The organism is Roseivirga seohaensis subsp. aquiponti, assembly GCF_001267955.1.
In the GTDB taxonomy this organism is placed as follows: Bacteria; Bacteroidota; Bacteroidia; order Cytophagales; family Cyclobacteriaceae; genus Roseivirga; species Roseivirga seohaensis.
Window position 1 is genome coordinate 37,594 of record NZ_JSVA01000008.1, and the last position, 23,986, is coordinate 61,579.

The 23,986-nt window shown below is 38.5% G+C and carries 24 protein-coding genes and 1 pseudogene; 11 read left to right on the forward strand and 14 right to left on the reverse strand.

The genetic code is table 11. From position 1 onward, the window contains the following. The first annotated feature begins 52 nt into the window (after positions 1-52). Positions 53-1,138 carry a non-hydrolyzing UDP-N-acetylglucosamine 2-epimerase gene (gene wecB, locus OB69_RS07110; RefSeq protein ID WP_053223017.1) on the forward strand — a complete coding sequence of 362 codons (1,086 nt, stop codon included), beginning with the start codon at positions 53-55 and terminating at the stop codon, positions 1,136-1,138. On the opposite strand, the gene OB69_RS07115 is transcribed toward wecB, so the two are convergent. Beyond that, positions 1,122-3,572, reverse strand: coding sequence for a YfhO family protein (locus tag OB69_RS07115; RefSeq protein ID WP_053223018.1), 2,451 nt, complete (start codon positions 3,570-3,572; stop codon positions 1,122-1,124). The two genes, wecB and OB69_RS07115, sit on opposite strands and share 17 nt — an antisense overlap. Positions 3,573-3,717: 145 nt before the next feature. Between OB69_RS07115 and ffh the strand changes: the two genes are divergently transcribed. Continuing rightward, a complete protein-coding gene (gene ffh, locus OB69_RS07120) occupies positions 3,718-5,049 on the forward strand; it encodes a signal recognition particle protein (RefSeq protein WP_053223019.1) in 1,332 nt (443 codons plus the stop codon). Positions 5,050-5,079: 30 nt separating this feature from the next. On the opposite strand, the gene OB69_RS07125 is transcribed toward ffh, so the two are convergent. Then, a complete protein-coding gene (locus tag OB69_RS07125; protein WP_157608505.1) occupies positions 5,080-5,787 on the reverse strand; it encodes a hypothetical protein in 708 nt (235 codons plus the stop codon). A 359-nt stretch (positions 5,788-6,146) separates the two neighbouring features. On the opposite strand from OB69_RS07125, the gene OB69_RS18915 reads away from it, so the two are divergent. From OB69_RS18915 to OB69_RS18975, 4 genes and pseudogenes are all read left to right on the forward strand, one after another. After that, positions 6,147-6,272 carry a hypothetical protein gene (locus tag OB69_RS18915; RefSeq protein WP_262501305.1) on the forward strand — a complete coding sequence of 42 codons (126 nt, stop codon included), beginning with the start codon at positions 6,147-6,149 and terminating at the stop codon, positions 6,270-6,272. Positions 6,273-6,295: 23 nt separating this feature from the next. Further along, positions 6,296-6,667: a hypothetical protein gene (locus OB69_RS07130; protein WP_053223021.1), complete on the forward strand. Its 372-nt coding sequence runs from the start codon at positions 6,296-6,298 to the stop codon at positions 6,665-6,667. Between the two features lie 204 nt (positions 6,668-6,871). Beyond that, entirely contained in the window at positions 6,872-7,105 is a 234-nt protein-coding gene (locus OB69_RS07135; protein ID WP_053223022.1) for a hypothetical protein, read from the forward strand. A gap of 98 nt (positions 7,106-7,203) precedes the next feature. Continuing rightward, a pseudogene (locus OB69_RS18975) lies at positions 7,204-7,407 on the forward strand (type II toxin-antitoxin system RelE/ParE family toxin); the annotation flags it as partial. Between the two features lie 16 nt (positions 7,408-7,423). Here the strand turns inward: OB69_RS18975 and OB69_RS07140 are convergent. From OB69_RS07140 to OB69_RS07150, 3 genes are all read right to left on the reverse strand, one after another. Then, on the reverse strand, positions 7,424-7,927 hold the full coding sequence (locus OB69_RS07140; protein ID WP_053223023.1) for a nucleoside/nucleotide kinase family protein: 504 nt from the start codon (positions 7,925-7,927) through the stop codon (positions 7,424-7,426). Between the two features lie 63 nt (positions 7,928-7,990). After that, positions 7,991-8,968: a pyruvate dehydrogenase complex E1 component subunit beta gene (locus OB69_RS07145; RefSeq protein WP_053223024.1), complete on the reverse strand. Its 978-nt coding sequence runs from the start codon at positions 8,966-8,968 to the stop codon at positions 7,991-7,993. A 134-nt stretch (positions 8,969-9,102) separates the two neighbouring features. After that, on the reverse strand, positions 9,103-10,806 hold the full coding sequence (locus OB69_RS07150; RefSeq protein ID WP_245620791.1) for a tetratricopeptide repeat protein: 1,704 nt from the start codon (positions 10,804-10,806) through the stop codon (positions 9,103-9,105). Positions 10,807-11,021: 215 nt separating this feature from the next. On the opposite strand from OB69_RS07150, the gene OB69_RS07155 reads away from it, so the two are divergent. Continuing rightward, positions 11,022-11,240, forward strand: a complete 219-nt coding sequence (locus tag OB69_RS07155; RefSeq protein WP_053223026.1) for a PspC domain-containing protein — start codon at positions 11,022-11,024, stop codon at positions 11,238-11,240. Here OB69_RS07155 and OB69_RS07160 read toward each other — a convergent pair. The 4 genes from OB69_RS07160 to hisS form a co-directional block, all read right to left on the reverse strand. Next, entirely contained in the window at positions 11,237-12,244 is a 1,008-nt protein-coding gene (locus tag OB69_RS07160; protein WP_053223027.1) for a glycosyltransferase family 2 protein, read from the reverse strand. The two genes, OB69_RS07155 and OB69_RS07160, sit on opposite strands and share 4 nt — an antisense overlap. Next, positions 12,244-12,576, reverse strand: coding sequence for a YbaB/EbfC family nucleoid-associated protein (locus OB69_RS07165; RefSeq protein ID WP_053223028.1), 333 nt, complete (start codon positions 12,574-12,576; stop codon positions 12,244-12,246). Before OB69_RS07165 ends, OB69_RS07160 begins: the two co-directional genes overlap by 1 nt. Before the next feature lie 24 nt (positions 12,577-12,600). After that, positions 12,601-14,331 (reverse strand): gliding motility-associated C-terminal domain-containing protein, encoded by a 1,731-nt coding sequence (locus OB69_RS07170; RefSeq protein ID WP_053223029.1) that lies wholly within the window; start codon positions 14,329-14,331, stop codon positions 12,601-12,603. A gap of 86 nt (positions 14,332-14,417) precedes the next feature. Beyond that, a complete protein-coding gene (gene hisS, locus OB69_RS07175) occupies positions 14,418-15,788 on the reverse strand; it encodes a histidine--tRNA ligase (protein ID WP_053223030.1) in 1,371 nt (456 codons plus the stop codon). 157 nt (positions 15,789-15,945) lie between these two features. Between hisS and OB69_RS07180 the strand changes: the two genes are divergently transcribed. Further along, positions 15,946-16,149, forward strand: a complete 204-nt coding sequence (locus tag OB69_RS07180; protein ID WP_053223031.1) for a hypothetical protein — start codon at positions 15,946-15,948, stop codon at positions 16,147-16,149. 149 nt (positions 16,150-16,298) lie between these two features. Continuing rightward, positions 16,299-17,747, forward strand: coding sequence for a hypothetical protein (locus OB69_RS07185; protein ID WP_053223032.1), 1,449 nt, complete (start codon positions 16,299-16,301; stop codon positions 17,745-17,747). A gap of 280 nt (positions 17,748-18,027) precedes the next feature. Here the strand turns inward: OB69_RS07185 and OB69_RS07190 are convergent, their stop codons facing one another. Then, positions 18,028-18,957 (reverse strand): hydrogen peroxide-inducible genes activator, encoded by a 930-nt coding sequence (locus tag OB69_RS07190; RefSeq protein ID WP_053223033.1) that lies wholly within the window; start codon positions 18,955-18,957, stop codon positions 18,028-18,030. A gap of 118 nt (positions 18,958-19,075) precedes the next feature. On the opposite strand from OB69_RS07190, the gene OB69_RS07195 reads away from it, so the two are divergent. After that, complete coding sequence (locus tag OB69_RS07195) at positions 19,076-19,465, forward strand: acyl-CoA thioesterase (protein ID WP_053223034.1); 390 nt, start codon at positions 19,076-19,078, stop codon at positions 19,463-19,465. 52 nt (positions 19,466-19,517) lie between these two features. On the opposite strand, the gene OB69_RS07200 is transcribed toward OB69_RS07195, so the two are convergent. The 4 genes from OB69_RS07200 to OB69_RS07215 form a co-directional block, all read right to left on the reverse strand. Continuing rightward, complete coding sequence (locus tag OB69_RS07200) at positions 19,518-20,192, reverse strand: protein-tyrosine phosphatase family protein (RefSeq protein WP_053223035.1); 675 nt, start codon at positions 20,190-20,192, stop codon at positions 19,518-19,520. An 85-nt stretch (positions 20,193-20,277) separates the two neighbouring features. Next, a complete protein-coding gene (gene rsgA / locus OB69_RS07205; RefSeq protein WP_053223036.1) occupies positions 20,278-21,207 on the reverse strand; it encodes a ribosome small subunit-dependent GTPase A in 930 nt (309 codons plus the stop codon). Beyond that, positions 21,195-22,439 (reverse strand): 3-deoxy-D-manno-octulosonic acid transferase, encoded by a 1,245-nt coding sequence (locus OB69_RS07210; protein WP_053223037.1) that lies wholly within the window; start codon positions 22,437-22,439, stop codon positions 21,195-21,197. Before OB69_RS07210 ends, rsgA begins: the two co-directional genes overlap by 13 nt. 62 nt (positions 22,440-22,501) lie before the next feature. Then, complete coding sequence (locus OB69_RS07215) at positions 22,502-23,131, reverse strand: peroxiredoxin (protein WP_053223038.1); 630 nt, start codon at positions 23,129-23,131, stop codon at positions 22,502-22,504. 267 nt (positions 23,132-23,398) lie between these two features. On the opposite strand from OB69_RS07215, the gene OB69_RS07220 reads away from it, so the two are divergent. Next, positions 23,399-23,953, forward strand: coding sequence for a hypothetical protein (locus OB69_RS07220; protein ID WP_157608506.1), 555 nt, complete (start codon positions 23,399-23,401; stop codon positions 23,951-23,953). Positions 23,954-23,986: the final 33 nt, after the last annotated feature.

Below are 23,986 nucleotides of genomic sequence, written 5' to 3' on the forward strand. Positions count from 1 at the left end.
TTGAATTTTTGATTATGAGGGATGAGGTCGTTTTTTTACATAAATTTCCGACATGCATATTACTCTTATCGCTGGTGCTAGGCCTAATTTCGTTAAAATTTCACCTATTATTCATGCTATTCAAGCACATAACGAGTCAACTAAGCCTCGAATAGAATATGCGCTTGTGCACACAGGACAGCATTATGATAAGCAGATGAGTGATTCGTTTTTTGATGACCTCAATATTCCGGCTCCAGATGTTAACTTAAATGTAGGCTCACATTCTCATGCTGAACAGACAGCCCGAATTATGGTGGCCTTTGAAGCGTATTTAATGGAGCACGCTACGGACTGCGTTTTGGTTGTAGGAGATGTCAATTCTACTATGGCTTGTGCGATTGTGGCTAAGAAAATGAATATCAAGGTGGTACATGTTGAAGGCGGACTTAGGTCAGGCGATATGACCATGCCAGAGGAAATCAATAGGCTGGTGACGGATTCAATTTCAGATTACTTTTTTACCACCAGTGAAATTGCAAATCAACATTTGAAGCGAGAAGGGGTAAGCGATGACCGTATCGTTTTGGTAGGAAATACAATGATCGATAGTTTAGTGTACTCCTTAGATAAAATCAAAAAACCAGATAGCATCGCAGGTTTGAATTTAGATGATTACTATCTTCTTACTTTACATCGCCCATCAAATGTAGATCAACAAAGTCAGTTATTAAATTTACTGCAAACAGTAGACAGGCTCGCTAATGGCAGAAAAGTAATCTTCCCAATTCATCCTCGTACAGAAGCTCAAATAAGTGATAAAGGAGTGTTTAAGAATATTCACTTTGTACCTCCTTTGCCTTATTTAGAGTTTCTATTCTTAATGAAGGGAGCCAGTGCCGTAATTACAGATTCCGGAGGGATACAAGAAGAAACCACTTATTTAAAAGTACCTTGTCTTACCCTAAGACCAAATACGGAAAGACCAGAAACCATTGAGATTGGCAGTAACCAACTCATTGGAAATGATATGAATGCATTGGCGGAGGCTCTCCTTCAAATCCAAACGGGAAGATGGAAAGAAAGCCAGATTCCTCCGTTCTGGGACGGGAAAGCTTCAGAAAGAATTGTACATTATTTAATTAAGTTACTGGCGTAGTTTTTTTAGGTTTTAAACTCCAGTAAACTGTTCCCAAAAACAGCAACACCACCAAAATAGAGAAAATCCTCATTACGATTTTCCCCGTACTGTAGATGGTAGGTTTGAACTCGAAAACGATTTCATGATTTCCAGCAGGGATTTCCAATGCACGAAGCACATAGTTGGCGCGAAGCATTTCTACTGGCTGACCATCAATGGTTACTTTAAACCCTTTTGGGTAATAAATTTCAGAGAATACAGCAAAGCCATCTCCTGAATTCTGGCTGTTGTATTTCCAATAACCAGGGTGGTAGTCTATTAAGTTAATCTGCCCTTCGCTGCTTGGATCATCAATTTTTAAATCGAATTCGCTAGCATTGACAATCGCTTGTGTCTTGGTCTCAATATCTCCAATCTTATTAAAAGCTTCATCTGGAGAATTAACTTTAAATAGATTGTCAACAAACCAAGCGGCTCCATTCGCTGAATTATTCGTCAGAACACCTTGATTTGAGTTGGGATCTATAATTAAGTAACGGGTATTCAACATATTCAAAACCTCGAAACCACGAAGGTTGCTGTCGCCATTCTTAATTCTTTCGGTCAATTCCTGCATTTCAGGAAAGATGTTATTGTCGATTAATTCTTGATATCTTCTCAAGCGCGCACCATGATACCCATTGATGGTATGGTGATGGTAAGACGACTGAGCGTTGTAAAATGATGAAGTGAGGTTTAGTACACGGTCTCCTAAACTTTCGTTTTGTTTAATATATCTGTCTGCATTGGTTTCGGTAAAAAACTGCGCTCTTGGCGATTTAGCAAAGTTAGCCTCTCCAATAAAACGTCCAGCAACGAGACTTACATCTAAAATCCCAAGCAAAATCATTAGTCCGAAAGCCGTAGGTTTTCCTAGTTTTTTGATGGAGTACAAAAAGTAAGTGCCTGCAAAAAGAGCAATGAAAATAAAGGCTCGGAATGCATCACTTCGGAATAAATCCTTACGGTCTTCTTTTAGAGCATTTGCGTATTCTACAGGTAACTGTCCGTCAAAGACCGAACTGAAACCTAATACACTTGGAATGATTGCTAATAGTAAAGCCAAGCCTCCTGTAGTGCCCAATGCAATCCATAATTTCTTTTGCTGCGCTTTATTCAGTTTTTGGTCTATTACCTTTTCTAGGCCCAACATTCCTAAGAAAACAATACCGAAAATGGGCATCATAATAGTGAAACTCACCGATCTGAATTTGTTATAGCCTGGGAAGTAATCGAAGAGAAAGTAATTCAGGCTAGGTAGGTTTCGGCCGTAGCTCATTAAAATCCCTAAAATGGAAACGGCCACAAGCCAAGTCACATACCTTCTTTCTACAAAGAACATCCCCACTACACAAAGGAATACCATGATTGCACCTGCATAGTAAGTAGTTGGCGATTCTTTGCCCCAATAGGTTCTAAGTTGCGGAAGGGTTTGTCTTACTTGGGCTTCAGTAGCACCCGCTTTTCGCAAAACATCTGCGCTGTTTGAGTCGGTTCCTAATACATCATTTCCTCCTAAAGCATTTGGGATAAATAAAGTGAAGGGGTCGGCAAGGCCATTGCTGTATTGAAAAGCGTAGGTTTTAGATAAGCCGTCTTCGTTTAAGTCTTGGTCGGTTTGTTGAGTTAATTCAGACTGACCTCGGTTTGAATATTTTCCGTACTCGTAAGTCGCATAAAATTCACCAAAGAAAGTGCCTACGGCTAAAACTGCCGCTAAAACCAGTAGGCCCAAACGTTGGGTAAAAGGCTTTAATTCGCCTTGCTTTGCCGCATGAATCAGCTGAAGTAATCCGTAAATAGCAACAATAAAAGCCAAGTAATAAGTGATTTGAAGGTGGTTTACCCGCATTTGCATGGCCAAAGCCAAAGCAGTAAGGCTGAAACCTAGCCATTTATTTCTGGTGAAGCAGAGGTGAATTCCGCCCATAACCAATGGCATCAGTGAAACTGCCGAAATTCGAGCATTGTGCCCGGCCGTTATGCCTATGATATTGTAAGAAGAAAGCGCAAAGGTGACTGCGCCAATAATGGCTAAATAAGGCCTCACTTTAAAGCAAAGGAGCATGATGTAGAAAGAAATCATCGAAACAAAGATGATTCTAACGGGGTGAGGTAGTCCAAAACTGATTACCGCATGCATGGTTTTGATCAATTCATTCCCCCATTTCACGCTCACCATATAGGCTGGCATTCCACTAAACATGGAGTTGGTCCAAAGGCCTTCTTCGCCAGTTTCAGCCCTGTAATCCAAAATCTCCTTCGCGCCACCTTCCCATTGCAAAATATCGCCTTGGGTTAAACTCTTGTTTTCAAAAAAAACGGGTTTGAAAAGGATAAGCGTAAGCACTAAAAAAATGGCAATCGCTACAATATGAGGCAATACGTCCTTCTTAAAATCGACTTTGATCATGTTTGGGAATGTTATGAAGGCACCAATATCTTCATATCAAATGTATTTAAAAAGGTGAATTGTTTTTTTTGGGTTTTTCAATGCGAATTCATCCTTCGCGCTGACGATTATTTTTATATTTTTGCAGTCAATTACAATTGAGAATATGTTTGATAATTTAAGTGGTAAGCTGGATCAGGCGTTTAAAACGCTGAAAGGACAAGGGACAATAACTGAAATTAACGTTGCCTCTACGGTAAAGGAAATCAGAAGGGCTTTAATCTCTGCCGATGTTAACTTTAAAGTAGCCAAAGATGTAACGGATAGAATTAAGGAAGAAGCACTTGGGCGTGACGTATTGATTTCTGTTAAACCAGGCCAACTTTTAGTGAAGATTGTAAGCGAAGAGCTTACCAAAATGATGGGGGGCGAAAAGGCCGACTTCAATGTGAAGGGCGACCCAGCTGTCATCTTGATTTCTGGACTTCAAGGTTCGGGTAAAACCACTTTCTCTGGTAAACTGGCCAATATGCTTAAAAAGCAAGGTCGTCAGGTATTGCTAACCGCTTGTGATATTTATAGACCCGCTGCGATTGACCAATTGAAAGTGTTAGGAGAGCAAGTAGGAGTAGAGGTATATGCCGAGCCAGAGAATAAGAATGCCCTTCAAATTGCCAACAACGCGATCAAACACGCTAAGGCAACGGGTAAGAAAATTGTAATTGTGGATACTGCCGGTCGTTTGGCGGTAGACGAACAAATGATGAATGAAATTGAGGAGCTTAAAAGAGCCCTTAATCCTACCGAAACCTTGTTTGTTGTCGATTCGATGACAGGACAGGATGCGGTAAATACAGCCAAAACCTTTAACGAACGTCTCGATTTTGATGGTGTTGTTCTGACCAAATTAGATGGTGATACCCGTGGTGGAGCTGCCCTTTCTATCAGAACGGTGGTGGACAAACCAATCAAGTTCATGTCTACTGGCGAGAAGATGGATGCCATCGATCTTTTCTATCCTGATAGGATGGCTAGCAGAATTCTTGGTATGGGTGATGTGGTGTCCTTGGTAGAAAAGGCACAAGAAAACTTTGACGAGGAAGAAACACGCAAGCTGAATAAGAAGATTCGTCAGAATAAATTCGACTTTGAAGACTTTCTTTCTCAGCTCGAGCAAATCAAGAAAATGGGTAATATTAAAGACCTTTTGGGGATGATCCCTGGCATGGGGAAAGCCATAAAAGGACTAGATATTGATGACGATTCATTCAAGCCAATTGAGGCCATTATCAAATCGATGACAAAGGCTGAAAGGGCCAATCCAGATTTGATTGATGGCAGTAGAAAAAAGAGAATTGCAAGTGGTAGCGGAAGAACTATTCAGGAAGTAAACAACCTAATGAAGCAGTTTGCGGACATGCGCAAAATGATGAAAACCATGAACAAGATGGGGGGAGGAAAAAGAGCCTTAGCCAACCTTGGAGGAATGAGACGATAGTCCTTCGTAACTAACTGATTAGTATTCTAATTATCGAGTGGATTCCCATTCAATTAATGCCATTTGGTATTGAAAATCACTAGTCTGAAAGGTGAGCTTATATTTTGATCCGTTGGGGTTTCCCATCGAAGAGAAGCGAGCTAAGTTAGCGCTAGTAGAATCCGTATTAAGTTTTTTATTTACTTCATATTCAATATCGGCACCTATTCTGACCCATTTCAATTTGTAGTGGTCTAGGTTTTTGTTAATAGAATATCCATTACTGGTTTTTGTAATCGCCTTTTCTGTTTCCAGAAGGGTTTTATTATGGTAGTCGTTGATCACTAATTTAGCCCTGCCAAATTGATTGATTAACTCATTGGATTTGTCTACAGTTAAATAAGCTTGAATTTGTACCAATAGGCTGTCGATAAAGAACAAATCAATATTGTTGATATAATGAGATTCGGCCAAATAGTCCATTTGGTCTAAACTATACACCGAAAAGTCTTTGGTGTAAAACTCGCCATAATGTTTAAAAACCCTTTGATCGAGTTCCGAAATAGGCATGCCCAATTCCAACGAGGAAAATGATACTTTGTATTTTGGTACCGAACTGTTTACTGAGGCAATTGGTACCCTTGGGGCTGGTTCTACTTCCTCAACTTTTTTCTGAGGAACTTCCTTTTTAGGAGCACTACAACCTATAGCAAATAAGAGAGTGGTAATCAGTAAAAACGGCTGAACTATCTTCTTCAATACAGAACTAATTTTTACGTTAATGTAGGAGAAATTAATGAGTAAGCAAAATTTGGGATGTACATGTTACTATTTATAGGAATCCGTTACTTTTAGAAAAGAAAGCTTAGGATGGGGATGCTTGAAGAAGGGAATCTCCCCATGGAAGAGTTGATAGTTCAAAAAGGGTTGGAGGCCTAGATGATGAAAACAGTAAATAGAGTATCATATGTTATTATAATTGCAGTTGTAGTACAAGGGATCTTTTTCCCCATCGATGATTACATATTTGGTATAGCAAGGATCATTTTACTGCTAGGTTCGATAGCCTTGACATTCTATACTGAGAGGCTAATTAGGAAGTCTAAATAATCGTTGGAATGATTAAGGGAAAAATTCAAGAGATGGTGTTAACCAATAATAAAGTAGGGGGAAGTATTCTGTTGGAGGCGGTGGGTACGAATCAGAGCATAGTAGATCAAACTCCTACAAGGGATATTAGGTAAGTTAATTAGTAAAGATTGACAAGATGAAATTGGTGAAATCAATTAAAGAGGATGCTACTTTTTTGATCACATCTATTATTGGGCTTTTGCTCTTAGGTGTAATTTATGGGTTTCGTGAAATGTTGTACTGGAGCGCAGTTATGATGGCTATTTCACTTCCAGTCATAATGCTAGTGGTCGTTTATAGAACATTTGAGCGATTTGGAAAAAGAGATGCATTGGTGATTATAAAGAAAAGGTCGCCATACTACTTAACTATCATTGCTGTATTTATTCTAGATTACATTTTCATTCTTGATAATTACTTAAGGAAATACATTTTGGCTCTAGATTCTGTGATTATTGTTGGACTTTTGGTATTAGCCGTATTGATCAAGGTGTTTAAAAACGTTTAACCCTAAGGTGTTTAATTTAGCCCCTATGATATTTGATGCTTGCCTGCACAGCAAGTATATCTTTGGTGAAATCTGTTTTGTGATGTTCTTTGAGTACATCATTTAGAGTAACAGAAAGGCCGGTTCATACTGAAGTTTTAAGAGTCGATTTCTATAATCGCTGAGTAACAGCAACAAAAATTGTATAAAACGTTAACTTTGAGTATGGATTTACAGACGAGAAAACTACATTTTATTGAAGAGGTACTCGCGATAAATAGAGAGTCGATTATCGATAAATTGGAATCTGTTCTTAAAAAAGAGCGAAAAAGCACTGACCCTGTCCTAAAGGAAAAACTTATCTCCAGAGCTTTAAAAGCCAACGAAGATATTAAGGCAGGAAGGGTACATAGCCGACAAGAAGCAGAAGCTAAAATTAAGGGCCGTCTGGGCATATGAGAGTAATTTATACAGATCAGTCTATTAATAGCCTTGAGGAAGCGCTTGAGTTCCTTGTTGAAAAACAAAAGCTCTCACCTGAATAAGCTTCCCGTTTAAAAAACAGTCTGTTTGACAGAGCCGATAGTTTAGCGATAAATCCATTAAAAGGTCAACAAGAAGAATATCTAAAAGACTTGAAAGAAGGACACAGAAGAATTATAGAGGGTCATTTTAAGATCATTTACAAGATTGAAAAAGAAACGGTCTATATCACGGATTTTTTCGATTCCCGACAGTCTCCCGAAAAAATGAAAGGGTAATCAAAAAAAAGCAAAATCAATGCTCTTTTATTACTGCCGTCAAAACCTCAAAGTATTGGTTAGTTGTGATGTCCTTGATTTGAATAGCCTTTAAATCACTGGGCGGAAGGCCATATTTTAAATGAGCTTCCCATACATATTCAATAAACCATTCTGGTTCTTTTCCCCAGCGTTTTTCCTTTAGCCTTCTTTTTAAGAAGTTTTCTTTATCAATATTTAGAAAAATGGATTGGTTGATTAAGGCATTGATATTGGTATTAGCGAACACCAGAATGCCCTCAATGATGACATAATCATAATGCTTTTTTGCTTGAGTGATGGCTTTGTGCCAAGCATCCCAATCAATAGACTCTGGGACTTCCCAGTCGGGCAGGTCTTTAATTTTTGGTAGCTGATCTTTTGATAGCGCGTAATCGTCCTGATGGAGCACTGTGGCGTTCTTTAGCTGAGTTCCAAGCCAATCTGCCAGCGTAGATTTACCTGACCTTGAAACTCCTCCAATAGCGATTACGGTAGACATGGCTAAAAATAAAAAATCCGAACCTATAAGGCTCGGATTCCTAAATATCATTTTAAAAAAAGACTACTTATACATTACTGAATGTACAGCATCTAGCGTTCTTTTTACATTTGGCAAAATTACATCAATCAAAGTTGGAGCATAAGGCAATGGTAAGTCCATGCTGTTTACTCTTTTGATTGGCGCATCTAAATAATCAAATGCATCTTTTTGTACGTTGAAAGCGATGTCTGTTGCCAATGAAGACAATGGCCATGCTTCTTCTACAATCACCAAACGGTTTGTTTTCTTTACCGATTTAATAATGGTAGGGTAGTCCAAAGGTCTTACAGAACGAAGGTTAATTACCTCTGCGCTAATTCCGTCTTTGGCCAATTCATCAGCTGCCTCGTGGGCTATTTTCATCATTTTACCGAAAGAAACCAAAGTAACATCAGATCCTTCGCGCTCAATGTGCGCTTTACCAATTTCTAATACGTATTCTTCTTCAGGTACTTCGCCTTTGTCGCCATACATTAATTCAGACTCCATAAAAATCACTGGGTCACTATCGCGGATGGCGGCTTTCAATAAACCTTTGGCATCGTATGGAGTAGAAGGTACTACCACTTTTAATCCTGGGGTGTTTGCATACCAGTTCTCAAAGTTTTGAGAGTGCTGAGAGCTCAACATGCCTGCGTTACCTGTAGGTCCTCTAAACACGATAGGAACTGAGTATTGTCCGCCAGACATTGACATCATTTTAGCAGCAGAGTTGATTACTTGATCAATAGCTACCAGTGAGAAGTTGAAGGTCATGAATTCGATAATTGGCTTAAGACCATTCATAGCGGCACCAACACCAATTCCTGCGAACCCTAGTTCCGCAATGGGGGTGTCGATTACTCTTTCCGGGCCAAACTCGTCTAACATGCCTTGGCTCACTTTGTAAGCACCATTATACTCGGCCACTTCTTCTCCCATAAGAAAGATTTTATCATCCTTTCTCATTTCCTCAGACATGGCTTCTCTCAGGGCTTCACGAAACTGTATTTCTCTCATTAATCTAGGGTTTTAAAGGCCGTAAAAATAAACATTCAGTACTCAATTCACAAAGAAAGATTGACAAGAGTAATGGGTATAAAAAAAGGCTCTGAATTTACATCCAGAGCCCTTTTTTGAATTTTTATACTCGATTACTTCAAGATGTCGATAAATGCTTGATTACCACTAAACTCTCTGAACTCTAAATCAGATAAAGCTTTTGCTTTCAATGAAGCGTCAGCGTTTACAGCATTTCTTAAGTTCTCAATTACTTTGTTCTCGTTTCCTTGACGAGCAGCAGCAACTGCCGCTAAGTAATGAGCCCAAACAAATGCTCTATCGTTAGAGATTACAGTTTCAAAAGTAGACTGAGCGCTTCTGAAATCGCCTTTCAAGAACTGAGCCATACCTTTGTTGTATTGGTCAACCGAACGGTTTGTAGCATTGCCCAATGAGCTTAATGCTGCATCGTAGCTAGCCATTTTGATTTCAATAGCGCCTTTAGCACCGTTTACACCTTGTCTCACATCGTTACCAGGGTTCATTGTTAATGCTTTGTTTAAAGCATCAAGAGCCGCTTGGTTGTTATTTTGCATTGCTTGCGCCATTCCTAAGTTTGCTTGCGCATGAACGTTAGCATTCTTTTGGTTTGAAATTTCGAAATGGTTGATCGCATCTCTCAACATGTTAGTTTTTTCTCTTCCAGAAGCAGCCATTGCCATTTCCATAGATACTGCACCAAGGTTGTTGTGGATTGCCCAAGTATCGTTCTTTTTAGCAGCAGCTTCGTAGATTGATTTTTTCTCTTCTAAAGAAGGAGTGAATGAAGCAGCATAAGCCAACTCTTCAGCAGAAAGTTGATCAGCAGATCCTCTTCCTTGTGCAATAGATTTTGCTAAAGAAATAATTTCTTCTCTTGATTTTTTAGGCTTAATAGTTAACACTTCAGTTTTAGCTGTTCTCAACTGAGGATAGATGTCTTTAAATACTTGCTTGTAAGTACTCAACTTCTGAAGTTGTTTTTCTTTTTGTTCGAAAGAACCTGAACCATTGATAATGTTAGTCCATTCTGATTTTTGAGCAGAAGAAATGCCATTGTAGCTAGAAAGCATGGCTTTCAATTCATTCCAATCGTCAACAACTGGTTTAGTGATGAATCTGATTTGACTTGCCATTCCTTGGTAGTCATATTTATCCATTTGCTCTCTGTACCATGTTTCGATGGCTACAGCTCTTTCTTTTGCTAAGTCAGCGTTAATTCTGTCTTTACCTTCTGGAGAGTGAGTACCAGTGATGGTAACTGTTTTAGTTGCATTCTTTTCTGCAATGAAAGCAGCAAACCTTGAACCTCTATCACTGTTTTTTTCTACTGGCCTTAAAACCGATCTTCCTTGCTCAAAGAAAAACTCTACGTTAGTAGGGATTAGTTCTTCTTTATCATTGTAGCCATGAGGAGCATATGAAGTAAAGTAAGAAGGCTGAACCAAAGTAGAAGTAGTAATTAAACCTTCAGCAATGATAAGTTTTTCAGATTCTACAAAGTTTCCAGTTTTAGGGTTTGAAGCAACACCTTGAACTAAAAGGTTTCCGCGAGACATAGCAGGGTCATATGCGAAAGAGTATTCTTTAGATGCTTTAGGCTGCTCTGTTGAAGCGTTAGGGAAATCTTTCTCATTGAAAACAACTGGAGCCAATTGTTTTTCTTGAGTGCCGTATTGGTAATATGTGTTTAATGTGTAAACCTTTTTAGGTTTTAACATTTTAACAGGCAGGTTTGCCGACATTGTGAATTTTACTTCGTTCCCGTGAACTTCCAATGGAGATGGCTCAACTGTAAGTCCTTGGTCTTTAGACATTCTTGCCATTTTGCTTAGTGCGCAACCAGACATTGATAGGACACCAAGTATCAAGAATGGAAAAAATAGTTTAGCTGTTTGGGTTTTCATATTATTTTGATTGATTTAGAACAGTATAGCCTTAATTTTAGGACTGCAAGTTTAATAAAATTTTAATGGATTCCGATTTTAACCTTTAATAAATTCTTTTGTAAATTTGATGTAATATTTGTCCAATGGAAAGAATTCAACGTTTTTTTGAAAGCCAAGCCTACGGTGTTTGTACCAAATTAGGTGAGAAGCTTAATCTGTCGGCTTCTTCTATTCGCTTGTTCTTCATCTATGCTTCATTTATTACTTTTGGTTCACCTTTATTGATTTATTTAGGCCTAGCCTATGTGATCAATTTTCGGAAGCATTTACGTAGAAGACAAAATCCTGTTTGGTACAATTAAGGATTTATTTTTTGATAGGTTTTTTTCTGCCTTAAAAAGTAATCCCAAATCACTAAGCCCCTATATCTTGGATTGTTTTGCGATAGTCTTTTTGCAGACTTTCGTTTTTTGATTTGGCTAGGAATAGACCTCATAAAATCGAAATGGGCTCTGATGATTGCGAACCCGTGTGGAAGTCCACTCAGAATTGAGAATTGAGCAATGGCAAGCCAATCTAAAATCAATCGGATTGGAAATTTCCAGAAGAGGTCAGAAGTGATTTCATTCTTTAAAAGAATAGTTAGCCCATTTCTGAAATTTAGATAGGTCTTTCTTGGACTGGATTTATCTAATGTTCCACCGCCTAAATGGTAAACTACACTTTCAGGACATACTTTTACTTTATAACCTAAATTCCAAAAGCGCCAGCAAAGATCAATCTCTTCCATATGAGCGAAGAAGTCTTCGTCTAGACCACCAGCTTCAAAATAAGCCGAACGCCTAACAAAAAGAGAAGCCCCCGAAGCCCAAAACACATCTTGGGTTTCTTGATATTGATTTTGGTCTTCTTCTATGGTATGAAATACTCTGCCTCGGCAAAATGGATATCCTAGAATGTCAAGATAACCACCCGAGGCACCAGCATACTCAAAGTGGGTTTGCTTTTTTAGGTCTAAAATTTTTGGCTGAACTGCCGCCAAACTACTATCCGATTCCATCAGTTTTAAAATTGGAGAAATCCAACCTTCAGACACCTGAACATCGGTATTAAGCAGTACTACAAATTCATGATCTAACTCTTTTAGTGCTTTATTGTAGCCTCCACAAAAGCCATAATTTTTTGAATAGGTAATTAATCTAACGGATGGGAAGTTGTTTGTAACAAACTCCACAGAGCCATCTGTTGATCCATTATCAATCACAATAACGTCATGTCCTGTGCTGAATTGCACAACAGAAGGCAAGAAGTTTTCTAGATGAGTTTTGCCGTTATAATTAAGAAGGGCAACGGATAGGTTTGACATTAGAACATATTACCTAGGTCCATTCCAGGGATGTTAGGCATAATACCTTCTGTGCTTTTTCTGATTTCCTCTTTTGCGCTAATGTCTGCTTTATCAAGCGCATTGTTAATGGCGGCTACAGTAAGGTCTTGAACTGTTTCTTTATCTTCTTTGCTCATTAAAGCTTCATCAATTTCAATTGAAATGACTTGCTTTTTCCCATTAACGGTAGCTTTTACCATTCCGGCACCAGCCTCGCCTGTTTCTTGAATGTATTCTAGCTTGTCCTGGGCTTCCTTCATTTTGGACTGCATCTCCTTCACCTTGCCCATCATTTTCATCATATCGAACATAAGCTTGTTATTTTTTACCCAAAACTATCGAATTAATACTAAAGTTCCGGTCTGTTGGATGGTGGTATTTCCTGCATCTTGAAACGAAACACGGTAAGCATAGCCACCTATACTAGCAGGAGTGCCATTATAAGTCCCATCCCAACCAAGACTCGGGTTGGTAGAATTGAAAATTAAGTTACCCCAGCGATCAAAAATTTGCATCTGAAAGTTGATGAAGACGCCATCTCCAACCGTAAAGGTATCATTGATTCCATCACCGTTTGGAGTAAATGCGTTTGGTAGTCGAATGGTGCCTACAGATAGCGGGAAGCAAAACTCTGAGCTCATTTCTGAAGTATTCCCGCAGTCATCTTCATAAGCTACAGTATAGCAAAGTTCTAATTGCCCTGATTTTAAATTGGTATCGGTAAACTCTGGGCTAGACGATGTTCCAATAGCACTAAAGGTGTCGTCTGGGTTCTTTTTGTAAATCGTATAATTTGATGTACCAACTGGTGCTTCATTAAACTCTAGCTCGAAAGTGGCATTCACTAATTCTCCATCCATAGATTGTATTGCAGGCGGACTGAGAGTGCCACTTAAATCGGGGATAATTGGAGCACTCTTAGAAGTAGCGGCCCCGAAAGTAGCTTCAAAATAATAGCTTTCTACCAATGTACAATTACTCAACATGCGTTGCACTGAGCCTGTATTTGTGGTGAAAGTTTCTTGAGGGCTGCTGTTTTCGTAGAACTGCATTTGAGTAAGACCATTGGAGTTTGAGCTGAAGTCAAAATCAATTTGAATATCTGAGTTTACATAGGCGGAATTAGATTGGGCCGCCACAGTATGCACTGTTTCAGATGGTATTGCTGTGTTATCGCATTGGGTAGTGCTTTCAATTTTTACCGAATACACCGTATTAACAAAATCGAAATTACTGTTGGTGTAAGTGTAGTTTGTTGGGTTTGTACTTGGGTCTAAAATAACAAGGTCTGTTTGGTTTCCGTCTTCTGATTCAATCATTAATGTGTGTACAATCCTACTGTCCAAGCTTTCATAATTGATTTCAAGAGTAGTGGCACCCAATACTTTCAGGCTATTGATTACTGGAGTAGGGGAGCTGTCGAGTGTGGTAATTGACTTTGTAAAGTCAGAACAGCTTGTGGCATTCCCCGAAGCTAGTCCTTGTACGGTAATGCTATAATTTCCCGCAGCGGCATAAGTATAGGGCAGTTCATTTGAATCAGTTGCTTTGTCAATTGTTTGTATAGGGCTTCCATCTCCAAAATCAATGGAATAACTATCGTAGCTGTCTTGGGTAAAATCTATATCTAGAAAAACCTCATTGTTAGCGCAGGCAAATACATTGTAGGTAGGTTCTATGGCTTCTATTACGGTGATTTTGATATAATCAGATTGCTCTCCGTTTGGTAAGGATTGACTAATGCCTATTACATAATATACCCCTGGCTGGGTGTATTCAAATTGCTGTTCCGCTTGAAAGTTAGTGAAGCACTGGCCAGGGTCTTGTTGGAACGTACTGCAATTATTAGGGTCTGTGGTGTTAAGGTAATCGAACTGAGTTGAGGCCTTTACATTAGTGATGTTAAGTGTAAAGGGGGCGCACCCAATTACGTGATCAACTTCAAAATTAGCAGTGAGTTGGCTTTGGGTTTGCCCGCTTACGTGATTCGAAAGCACAAAAAGCAATAAAATCAGAACACCAAAAGGTGTAATAAACTTTGAAAGTGCTTTTGCGTCAATTTTCAATTCAGGTGCTAATTTGATTATGCTTCTTGATTAACGGTACATTATCGCTAAACTTATTCAAAACGATGGCTTTACCTATCGCTTATTTATTGTGTAGCCAAAAAATCAATAAGCTCTAATAAAGTTTGTTTGTGTTGCTCACCACTCTCCATGTTTTTTACCGTGTAAATATTAGTGTCAACTTCTTCTTGCCCAACCATAACTACAAAAGGTATGTTTTTCTTGTTGGCATAACCCAATTGTTTTTTCATTTTGGCTGGCTCGGGATATACTTCACAATTCACATTGTTGTTCCGCAAACGAGAAGAAAGACCTAAAGCGTGCTCCAAACAATTCTCATCAAAATTGGTAATCATCACCTTGGTGTTGCCCAGTTGATTTGAAGGAAAAAGGTTAAGCTCCTCCAGAACGTCATAAATTCTATCTACACCAAAAGAAATACCTACGCCCGAAACACCATCTAAACCAAATACGCCAGTAAGGTTATCGTAACGGCCGCCAGCGGTAATAGTGCCCATTTTTACGGAGGTAGGTTTTACCTCATATATGATTCCTGTATAGTAAGAAAGGCCACGAGCCAAGGTAAGGTCAAAGTGAGTTTTGTCGTGAGCAACCCCCAAACTGGTCATGTGTTTTAATGTAGTTTCAACTTCGTTCAAGCCTTCAATTCCTACTTCCGAGCCAATGAATACTTTTCTGAGGGTTTCAATTTTATCGGTATTGTCTTCTTCAAGTTCCAGAATAGCGGTCAATCGGTCAAGTCCAGGTTTTGGAATGCCCAACTGCGACATTTCTTCTAGCATTTTCTCCAAACCGATTTTATCCAGTTTGTCCAAAATAACGCAGAAGGCAGAAAACTTGTCTGTTGCGCCAATAACATCGGCCAAACCTTCAAGAATTTTTCGGCTACTGATTGAAACCTGATAATCCTTTAGCTCTAGTTTACAGAAAATTTCGTTCACCATGGCCATTAACTCGGCTTCGCAAACTAAGGAATTGGTACCGATGATGTCTGCATCGCACTGATAGAATTCTCTGTATCTGCCTTTTTGTGGTCTATCGGCACGCCAAACGGGCTGCACCTGATAACGTTTAAAAGGGAAGGTGATGTCGTTTTGGTTCATTACCACATACCTTGCAAAGGGGACGGTGAGGTCGTATTTTAGTCCTTTTTCGGTAATCTTCTTGCTCAATTCTTTAGCGCCAGCTTCAAAATCACTGAAATCTGTTTTTGATAGAAAATCACCAGAGTTTAGAATCTTAAACAAGAGTTGGTCGCCTTCATCACCATATTTTCCAGTTAGTGTAGAAAGGTTTTCAATTGCGGGAGTTTCTAGTGGCATAAAGCCATATTTCTTAAAAACGCCTTTAATAGTATCGAGAAGATAATTTCTACGAAACATTTGTTCCGGTCCGAAATCGCGTACGCCTTTGGGTAATGAAGGTTTTTGAGCCATTCTTGTTGGTTTTAATCATACAAAACTACTAAACACAAGGCTAATCTGGAGGGTCTAAAACAGAATATTGAAAACTTATGTGAATTTTATTTCGCTAGGGGTTTATAAATTCTATTCAAACTCTTATCTTTGCACCTCATTTCGAACAAGTACTATCATGGGGATAACGAGATTAAAAAGAAAAGCGAGAAGAAATAAGCAGAGGTCTGCTGATAGGGTTAATAAAATCAAGCAATTGACAAGTACCCCTGTAATTGCTAAAATTGACGCTGAAGCACTAAAAGCTTCATTTGAAACTTCAACTAAAGCTGAGGCTAAGCCAAAAGCTAAAAAAGAAGAGGCAGAGAAAACAGAAGAGTAATTTACTCTTTTTACATATTTGAAGGGACTGTTGAAAGACTGTCCCTTTTTTTGTTGGCCATAAACCAATAATGAAAACGTAGTTCAAATCTTGTTGCTAAGATTTATAGGTGAGAATTGTTTATTTTGGTTGATTAACCTTATTCAACCATGACAAACATTGATAGACCCAAAGGTAAAGATGAAAGTAAACTGAGGCGATGGGTGGCCAATCTTCAGTTAGAAAGTTGGCAGCTGGAGCTTCTTATTACTGGTTTTTCCATTTTTTTGCTTGTTACTGGTATTGGTGAGTATGCCGAAATCAACCGAAATATTCAGGAGAATAAGCTGAACCCAGGAGCGAATGGAATCAATCCGCTGCTCAGTATTTCTATTAACTTCATTTTAGACACCATCCCAATAGGGATGAAATTCTTCCTTATTAACTTATTAATTCACCTCTTGCTCAGAGGGTTTTGGATTGGTATTGTAGGTCTTAGTTCGGTGTCAAGTTTTATCGACTATGATAAACTTGCGTTTAAAGGAAAGTTCAGGAAATATATGCCAGAGAAGGTTCGCTCTCTTGACGAACTGATCGTTCACCTAGATAAGATTTCTAGTGTAATTTTTGCCTATACATTTCTGCTGGTCTTTTCCATTGTTTCCGTAGTAATTGTTGTAGCCATAGGGGTAAGCTTGCTGAGTGTGACTGTAATGCTCAGTACTTCTAATGAACTGACAATATGGGTAGGGATAATGAATTTGGTAGCAATTTTTGCGGTCATTTTCTATTTTGTGTTGGCTATAATCTTCTTTCTCGACACCTTGTTTTTTAGTGCTTTCAAGAAATCAAAATGGTTTTCGGTGTTGTATTACCCCATTTATCGCTTCTTTTCGGTAATCACCTTATCTATTTTATACCGGTCAATTTATTATCACCTTATTACCACCTATAAGAAAAAGCAGATCATAGGAGTTTCCTCGGTGCTATTGTTGGTGCTTCTGGTCACTCTCAGGGCCGATGCGCTGGATGTAAATGTGTTCTACCCAGAGCGGACTAATATTTCTGAAGGATATATGGTTGAGGGCTTTTACGATGATTTAAGGGCAGATGACCAATTTATTCGTGAGCTTAGTTTGCCTTCTAAATATGTTGAGAATGGTTTTCTTGAGCTTTTTTTACGCTACAACCCAAAGGATAATAGTACGCTTGAATTGCTGTGCCCAGATAGTTATAAGCTTAGCCCAGATGAAGGTGTTTTGCAAGGTTTCAAAGCTGGAATGAAAGTTCAAATGGACACTACTCTGAATGTAGATGATTTAGTGCGCGATAAGAATTATGAAGCGCGTTTGGAACAGTCTTTGGCATGTCAAACTCAGCTTTTTGAGGTATACATTGATGGCATATTATATCCTAACCTAGATTACGCTTTCAAAACCCATGCTTCAAATGGCGAAAAAGGGTACTTAGCGGTGATAGATGTTATTGAGCTGGGAAGAGGAAAGCACCTTTTGGAAGTAAAAAAGTTAAAGGCTAGTAGTACTGCACGAATGAGAGGTATTGAGCTAGAGGATTTAAAAATGGAGCTTATAGCAAAGCTTAATTTTTGGGTAGAATAAATACAGCCCAATTACAATGGCGATTGACACATTGCATTGGGCTGTATTTAGTAGTATATTTTTCCTTTAGGTGAAAAGGAAGTCTGCTTAATAGTGATATTTTTTCCAATGGCTTCTAACTTTCAATACAATGAAAGTTATAATTCCAGAGTAGAATAAGGCAAGGCTCAGAAGTGTGCTATCAATATTCATTTTGTTCTTTGTTTATGATGAATCAAAAGTAGCTGGTTGTCAAAACGAATATCTAAGTGATTCTCTTATTTAAAATTTTAGGTAAAAATTATCTCCATTTCACTTTAATGAACTTCTTCCCTTTTTGAAAATGATCTGGGATGTTTGAAAGGATTTCTTCACGCAATTTTTCAATAAGTGATTCTTTGGTAAAGCTCTTATGTACTACTAAACTAATTTCTCTTATAGGTTCAGGGCTTTCTAAGCGCTTTACTCTTGGATCGTCCAATTCTTCTATCACCGATAACTCCGGAACAAGCGTATAGCCCATGTTTGAGCGCACCATGTTTTTCAGTGTTTCGATAGAACCGCTTTCATATGAAAAGCCTGGGTTGTCAGATTGTTTCTTTTTATCACAAATATTCAGTACTTGATTTCGGAAACAATGCCCTTGATTTAAGAGCCAAAGACCGTACAAGGGTAGGCTGTCTGGTTTAATATTGCTTTTCCCGTAAAGCGAGTGATTTTCTGAGCTGTATATTAGAAAAGGCTCATTGTATAATGGGATTTCTCGAATAGATGATTCTTCTAACGGAGTGGCTAAAATACCAATGTCGACAAAATCATTTTTTAAGGCATGAATAATTTCTTCTGATTCCATTTCCCTAATTTGTAAATGTGTGTTAGGGTGTTTTTCAGAAAAACTTTTTAAAAATCTAGGCATCAAATAGGGGGCTACCGTAGGTATAACCGCAATTCTAAAACTACCAGTAATGGTGTCTTTTTCTAAGTTCACCAACTCTTTTAGCTGATGCGCCTCTCTCAAAATTTGTCGAGCTTTGTTAATAATCAGTTCTCCTGTTGGAGTAGGTACAATTGGGTGCCTCGAACGATCAAAAATCAGGGTATTCATTTCATCTTCAAGTTTTTGAACTTGAAGGGTGAGCGTGGGTTGTGTTACAAAACAATGCGAAGCGGCAGTTACAAAATGGCGATGCGTATCAAGCGCAACGATGTATTCAAGTTGTTGTAAGGTCATTGTATAGCTTTAGTCTATACTAATATAGATACCATTAATTTGATTAATAGTTCCGAAAGGCAGAAATTTATGCTATTAAATAAATCGGGTAAGGTTAAAAACTCACGGAAAACGAATTATGAACTTTCACACTAGAAAATGGGTACGCCCCACAGATTTAAATCCTAATTCAACTTTGTTTGGAGGTAGGCTTTTGGAATGGATAGATGAAGAGGCCGCACTCTATACTATTGTTCAACTTGAAAACAGACATATAGTAACCAAATTCATCTCTGAAATCAATTTTATAAATGCCCCTAGGCAGGGAGATATTATAGAAATTGGAATTGAGGCTGTGGCCTTTGGTCGTACTTCAATCACATTAAGGTGTGAAGTACGAAATAAGCTTACTAGAGAAGATATTTTGAGTATTGATAAGATTATTATGGTAAACCTAGGCGAGGACGGAAAGCCTGCTGAACACGGTAAAACCAAGATTGAATATGTTAAAGATAGACTCAGTTTATAATTAGCAAGAACAAATAAAATAGGGGGAAGAGCTATTTCTCTTACTTCCTATTTTATTTAGTTTTTAACCTCATCACAATCTCTTCGCCCCAAGTCGTTCTTTCTTCCCCAGCCCCTTCGTAAGTATCTAGTCGCAACTCTTTAAGCTTCTGCATGGCATCTTCTGCGCTTAAACCTATAAACCGAAGAAATGCATATGCGATCATCCCTGTTCTATGAATTCCCGCAGAACAGTGAAGGTATATCTTACCGCCTTGCTCTAAAATATCTTTCATTCCCGAAAGTAAAGCACCGAGTTCTTCGGTTCTTTCTTCTGCCAATGGCTTTGCACTTTCCATGGGTAGCCAAAGCCATTTTAAATTTGATTTGTCGGTAAGGATTTTAATTTTTTTAGCGCCTTCGTTTTCTGAAAGCAAGGTCAAGATGTGTGTACAATTTTGAAGTCTTAAATCTTCAGTAAGTTTCGTGCTTGGCCGGTGTCCAATCGTCAAATATCCTTTTCCAATGGCTACCCAGTTTACGAGCTCCATGTTTTCAATTCTCTTTTGCATGGCTTTTACTTTACCTAGTAGAGGGCCAATGATTTGCTTTGAGCTTCGGTTATTGTCTACCGCTGATTGTAGGTCAATAAGAAGTTCATTAGCATTTTGTATACCTTCTTCAAGGCTAGAGGGAATGGGGTTGGAAAGCCATAGGGTTGCGCTTTCTACAAGCTTGTTTGTAGTCATTGAGTGGTTATTAATCTCTACCAATATAATGTAGATACTGGAACTTGTAATTATGTTTGGTTTTAATGTAAATAAATAAAACCAGCTACCTTCTATTGTCCGAATCTTCCAGCATGCTTAGGTAGCTCGTGTAGCGTGAGTCTGCAATTTCTCCATTCACAAAGGCCTCTAGCACTGCGCAGCCTGGTTCGTTTACGTGGAGGCAATTGTTGAATTTGCATTGGCCTAAAAATGCCCTCATTTCAGGAAAGTAGTCGCTAATTTCATCTTGCTCCATTTCTACCAAGCCTAACTCTTTAATTCCAGGCGTATCTATGATTCGGGCATTATCTTCGGTTTCAAACATTTCGGCAAAAGTGGTGGTGTGAGTTCCTTTATTAGCAAAGGTAGAAACCTCACCAATTCGTAAACCTAGTTCGGGTACCAATGCATTTAGTAAAGAAGATTTGCCTACACCAGAATGGCCAGAAATTAAAGAGGTTTTGCCCTTTAACGCTGCTTTAATTTCATCTAATCCTTTTTCTTCCAGCACAGAAATAAGCAGAGTTCTATAACCAATACTCTCGTAGAGTTCCTTTAATTGTGCTGCAATTTCTAAACCTTCCTCATCGAGTAAATCGCTTTTGTTAATAACTAAAATACATGGGATTCTAAACGATTCGGCACTGACCAAAAAACGATCTATAAAGCCTAAAGAAGTGCGTGGAAAGGCAAGTGTTGCCACCAGAAGTGCTTGGTCTAAATTAGACGCGATAATGTGCGAGAAATTAGACTTACGGGTGGATTTACGAATTATGTAATTAGTACGTGGCTCAATGGTTTTGATTACGGCCGAACCTTCTTCACCTTCTTGTTCAAGCGTTACCCAGTCGCCTACCGCAATTGGGTTATTAACCTTCAGCTTGTCTTGCTTAAATTTACCGCGTAATCTAGCTTTGAAAACTTCTTCGCTTTCGGTTTTTACTTCATACCAAGAACCCGTAGATCGAATGACTCTTCCTCTCATTTGTTCCATTGGGTTAAACTGTCCATAATTTTTGCCGTGGCACCAGTATTTTCTTGAATATAAGCTTTACACTGCTCAGATGCTTTGTTCCTGAAATTAGTATCGGTAGATAGTTTTGCGAAATGCTCTTCAATTTCTGATTGTTGCGTGAATGAAAATGCGCCTCCTTTTTCAATTAGCGCCAACGATTCAGGGAATTTTTCTAGGTTGTTGTTTCCGAAAATTACGGGTAGCCCAAAAGTTACCGCTTCTAATATATTGTGTAGCCCGTCTCCAAAGGCTCCGCCAATGTACGAAAATTGTCCATATTGATAGAGCGAAGAAAGCATGCCTATGGTGTTGATAATTATGATTCGAGATTGATCAATGTTTTCTGGTGTAGCTTCTGTAATTCGGCAATGGGGTAACTTCAAGCCCTTTTCTAATTGCTTGATGCTGTTTTCGCTCACATCATGCGGAGCAATAATGAACTTAATGTTTTTGGAATGATTGATAATAGGGAAGAGGAAGGCCATATCGGCAGGCCAGCAACTTCCAATTACCATAGTGAGTGCGTTTTTACTGAATTGAGCTACTAACGGAAAATGCTTTGGGTTGCTCACGGTGTCTACTACCCTGTCAAAACGGGTGTCGCCAGCAACAGAGACTTGTTTGATGTTAATTTGCTGCAGTAGCTTTTCAGACTTTTCGTTTTGAACAAAAATGTGATCGAACAAGTTGAGCGTTTTTCTGAAAAAACCTCCATTGGGTTTGAAAAAACGCTGTTTTTCATTGAATAAGGCTGAAATGCAATACAGCGGAATATTACGTTCGTTGGTTTGCTTGAGGTAATGATACCAAAATTCGTATTTCACGAAAATCACCAAGGCTGGATTGACGATATCTAAAAAGCGTTTGGCGTTCTTTTTTGTATCGATTGGTAAATAGTAAACAAAATCGGCTTCGGTGTAATTCTTCCTGAGCTCGTAACCTGATGGAGAGAAAAATGTAATGAGTATTTTATTATTAGGTTTTGAATTACGAAATGCCTCAATTACTGGGCGACCTTGTTCAAATTCACCTAGTGAGGCACAATGAAACCAAATCACAGGCTTTTTGATGTCTGAAAAATCCTTTGCTAGGCGATCAAATATCCCTACTCTACCGCTTACGAACTTTTTTGCTTTTTCATTGAATGGGGCTACCAAGCCAATAACAAGGCGATAAAAACGGACGGATAAATTATAGAGAATAATAGCCATTCAGAACAAAAATAAAAAACCCTCCATTAAGGAGGGCTTTTATACGAAATATTTAATTCAGCTTAGTTTTTTGAAAGGTAATCAGCAACGCCATCTTTAGTAGCTTTCATTGCTTCTTTTCCTTCTTCCCAGTTTGCAGGGCAAACCTCACCGTATTTTTCAACATGGTGAAGGGCGTCAACCAAACGGATCATTTCATCGATATTTCTACCTAATGGCAAATCGTTGATAGTTTCTTGCCTTACAGTTCCTTCTTTGTCGATTAAGAATGTACCTCTGTAAGCAATAGGAGCTCCTTCGAAAGTAAGTTCGCCTTCTTCGTTGTAGTTCCAATCTCCTGCTAAAACGCCATAATTATGAGCAATTGTTTTAGCCGTATCTGCTACTATAGGATAGGTAACACCTTCAATACCACCTTGATTTTTAGGAGTCATTAACCAAGCCAAATGGCTTTCTTCAGTGTCGCAAGAAGCTGCAACTACCGCAACGCCTCTTTTCTCGAATTCACCTAGCTTCTCTTGAAAAGCCAAAATTTCAGTAGGGCACACAAAAGTGAAATCTTTCGGGTAGAAGAAAAATACTACATCTTTTTTACCGATGTACTGCTCAAGAGAAAATCCCTCTACTATTTCTTCTCCGTTAATTACCGCTGGTGCGCTAAATATTGGTGCTTTTTTTCCAACTAATGACATTTGTTTTTTATTTGAATTGAATAATTAATTTCTTTTACTAATCTTTACGTTAAGAGACCACTCAAATTAGTCAAATCCCACCTTTTATTTATTGATGAAATTGTCTTTCACGTGTTTTCGGCTGCAAAGATAACTGTCAATAGAGTCGAATCAAATGCTTGAAGTTTTTCTTTTAGGATAAATCAGGATTAGTTTTAAGCCATATAAATGTAAAATACAGGCTTCGAATTTATTGTTAACTTTACGTAACCTGTTAATACAAAATCAATGAAGAAGATCTGCCTATTTCTTATGTTTCTAATTACGCTTTCTGCTTGCGATGAAGGCGGAATTTTAATTACTGTGCCTTCTGTAGGTAACTATGAATTCACTATCAACAGTGACGAAGCCAATGGTAGCACAAATAACAGCTATACCGCTGAGCGATTGGTGGATCCATCGGCATTATTTACAGAAGATTCAGAACTGATTAAGAATATTACGCTTAACCAGCTGACTTATGAGATTTCAGATTATTCTGGCACTGCGGGTAATGATGTTCTTATGAGTTTAAGTCTTTCTACAGAATTAAATGGTACCACCACAGAGGTGTTATCGGTTACTGGTATTACGTTAGCGAATGGACTTTTTACTGCTTTTGAAAGCGGAAACGCGTCTTCTCAACTTAGCGCAGCCCAAGTGGCCAGTTTAGAAGCTATTATAGATAACCAAGAGCCTTTTAATTTAATCGTGACTGCAGGCTTTGATAAAGACATTGAAAGTGATTTTACTGTTGAGGTAGTTTGGGATATTACCGCTTCTATTTCACAAAACACTAACTGAGTATATTTTTAACTGTTCAACCTTATAATTATT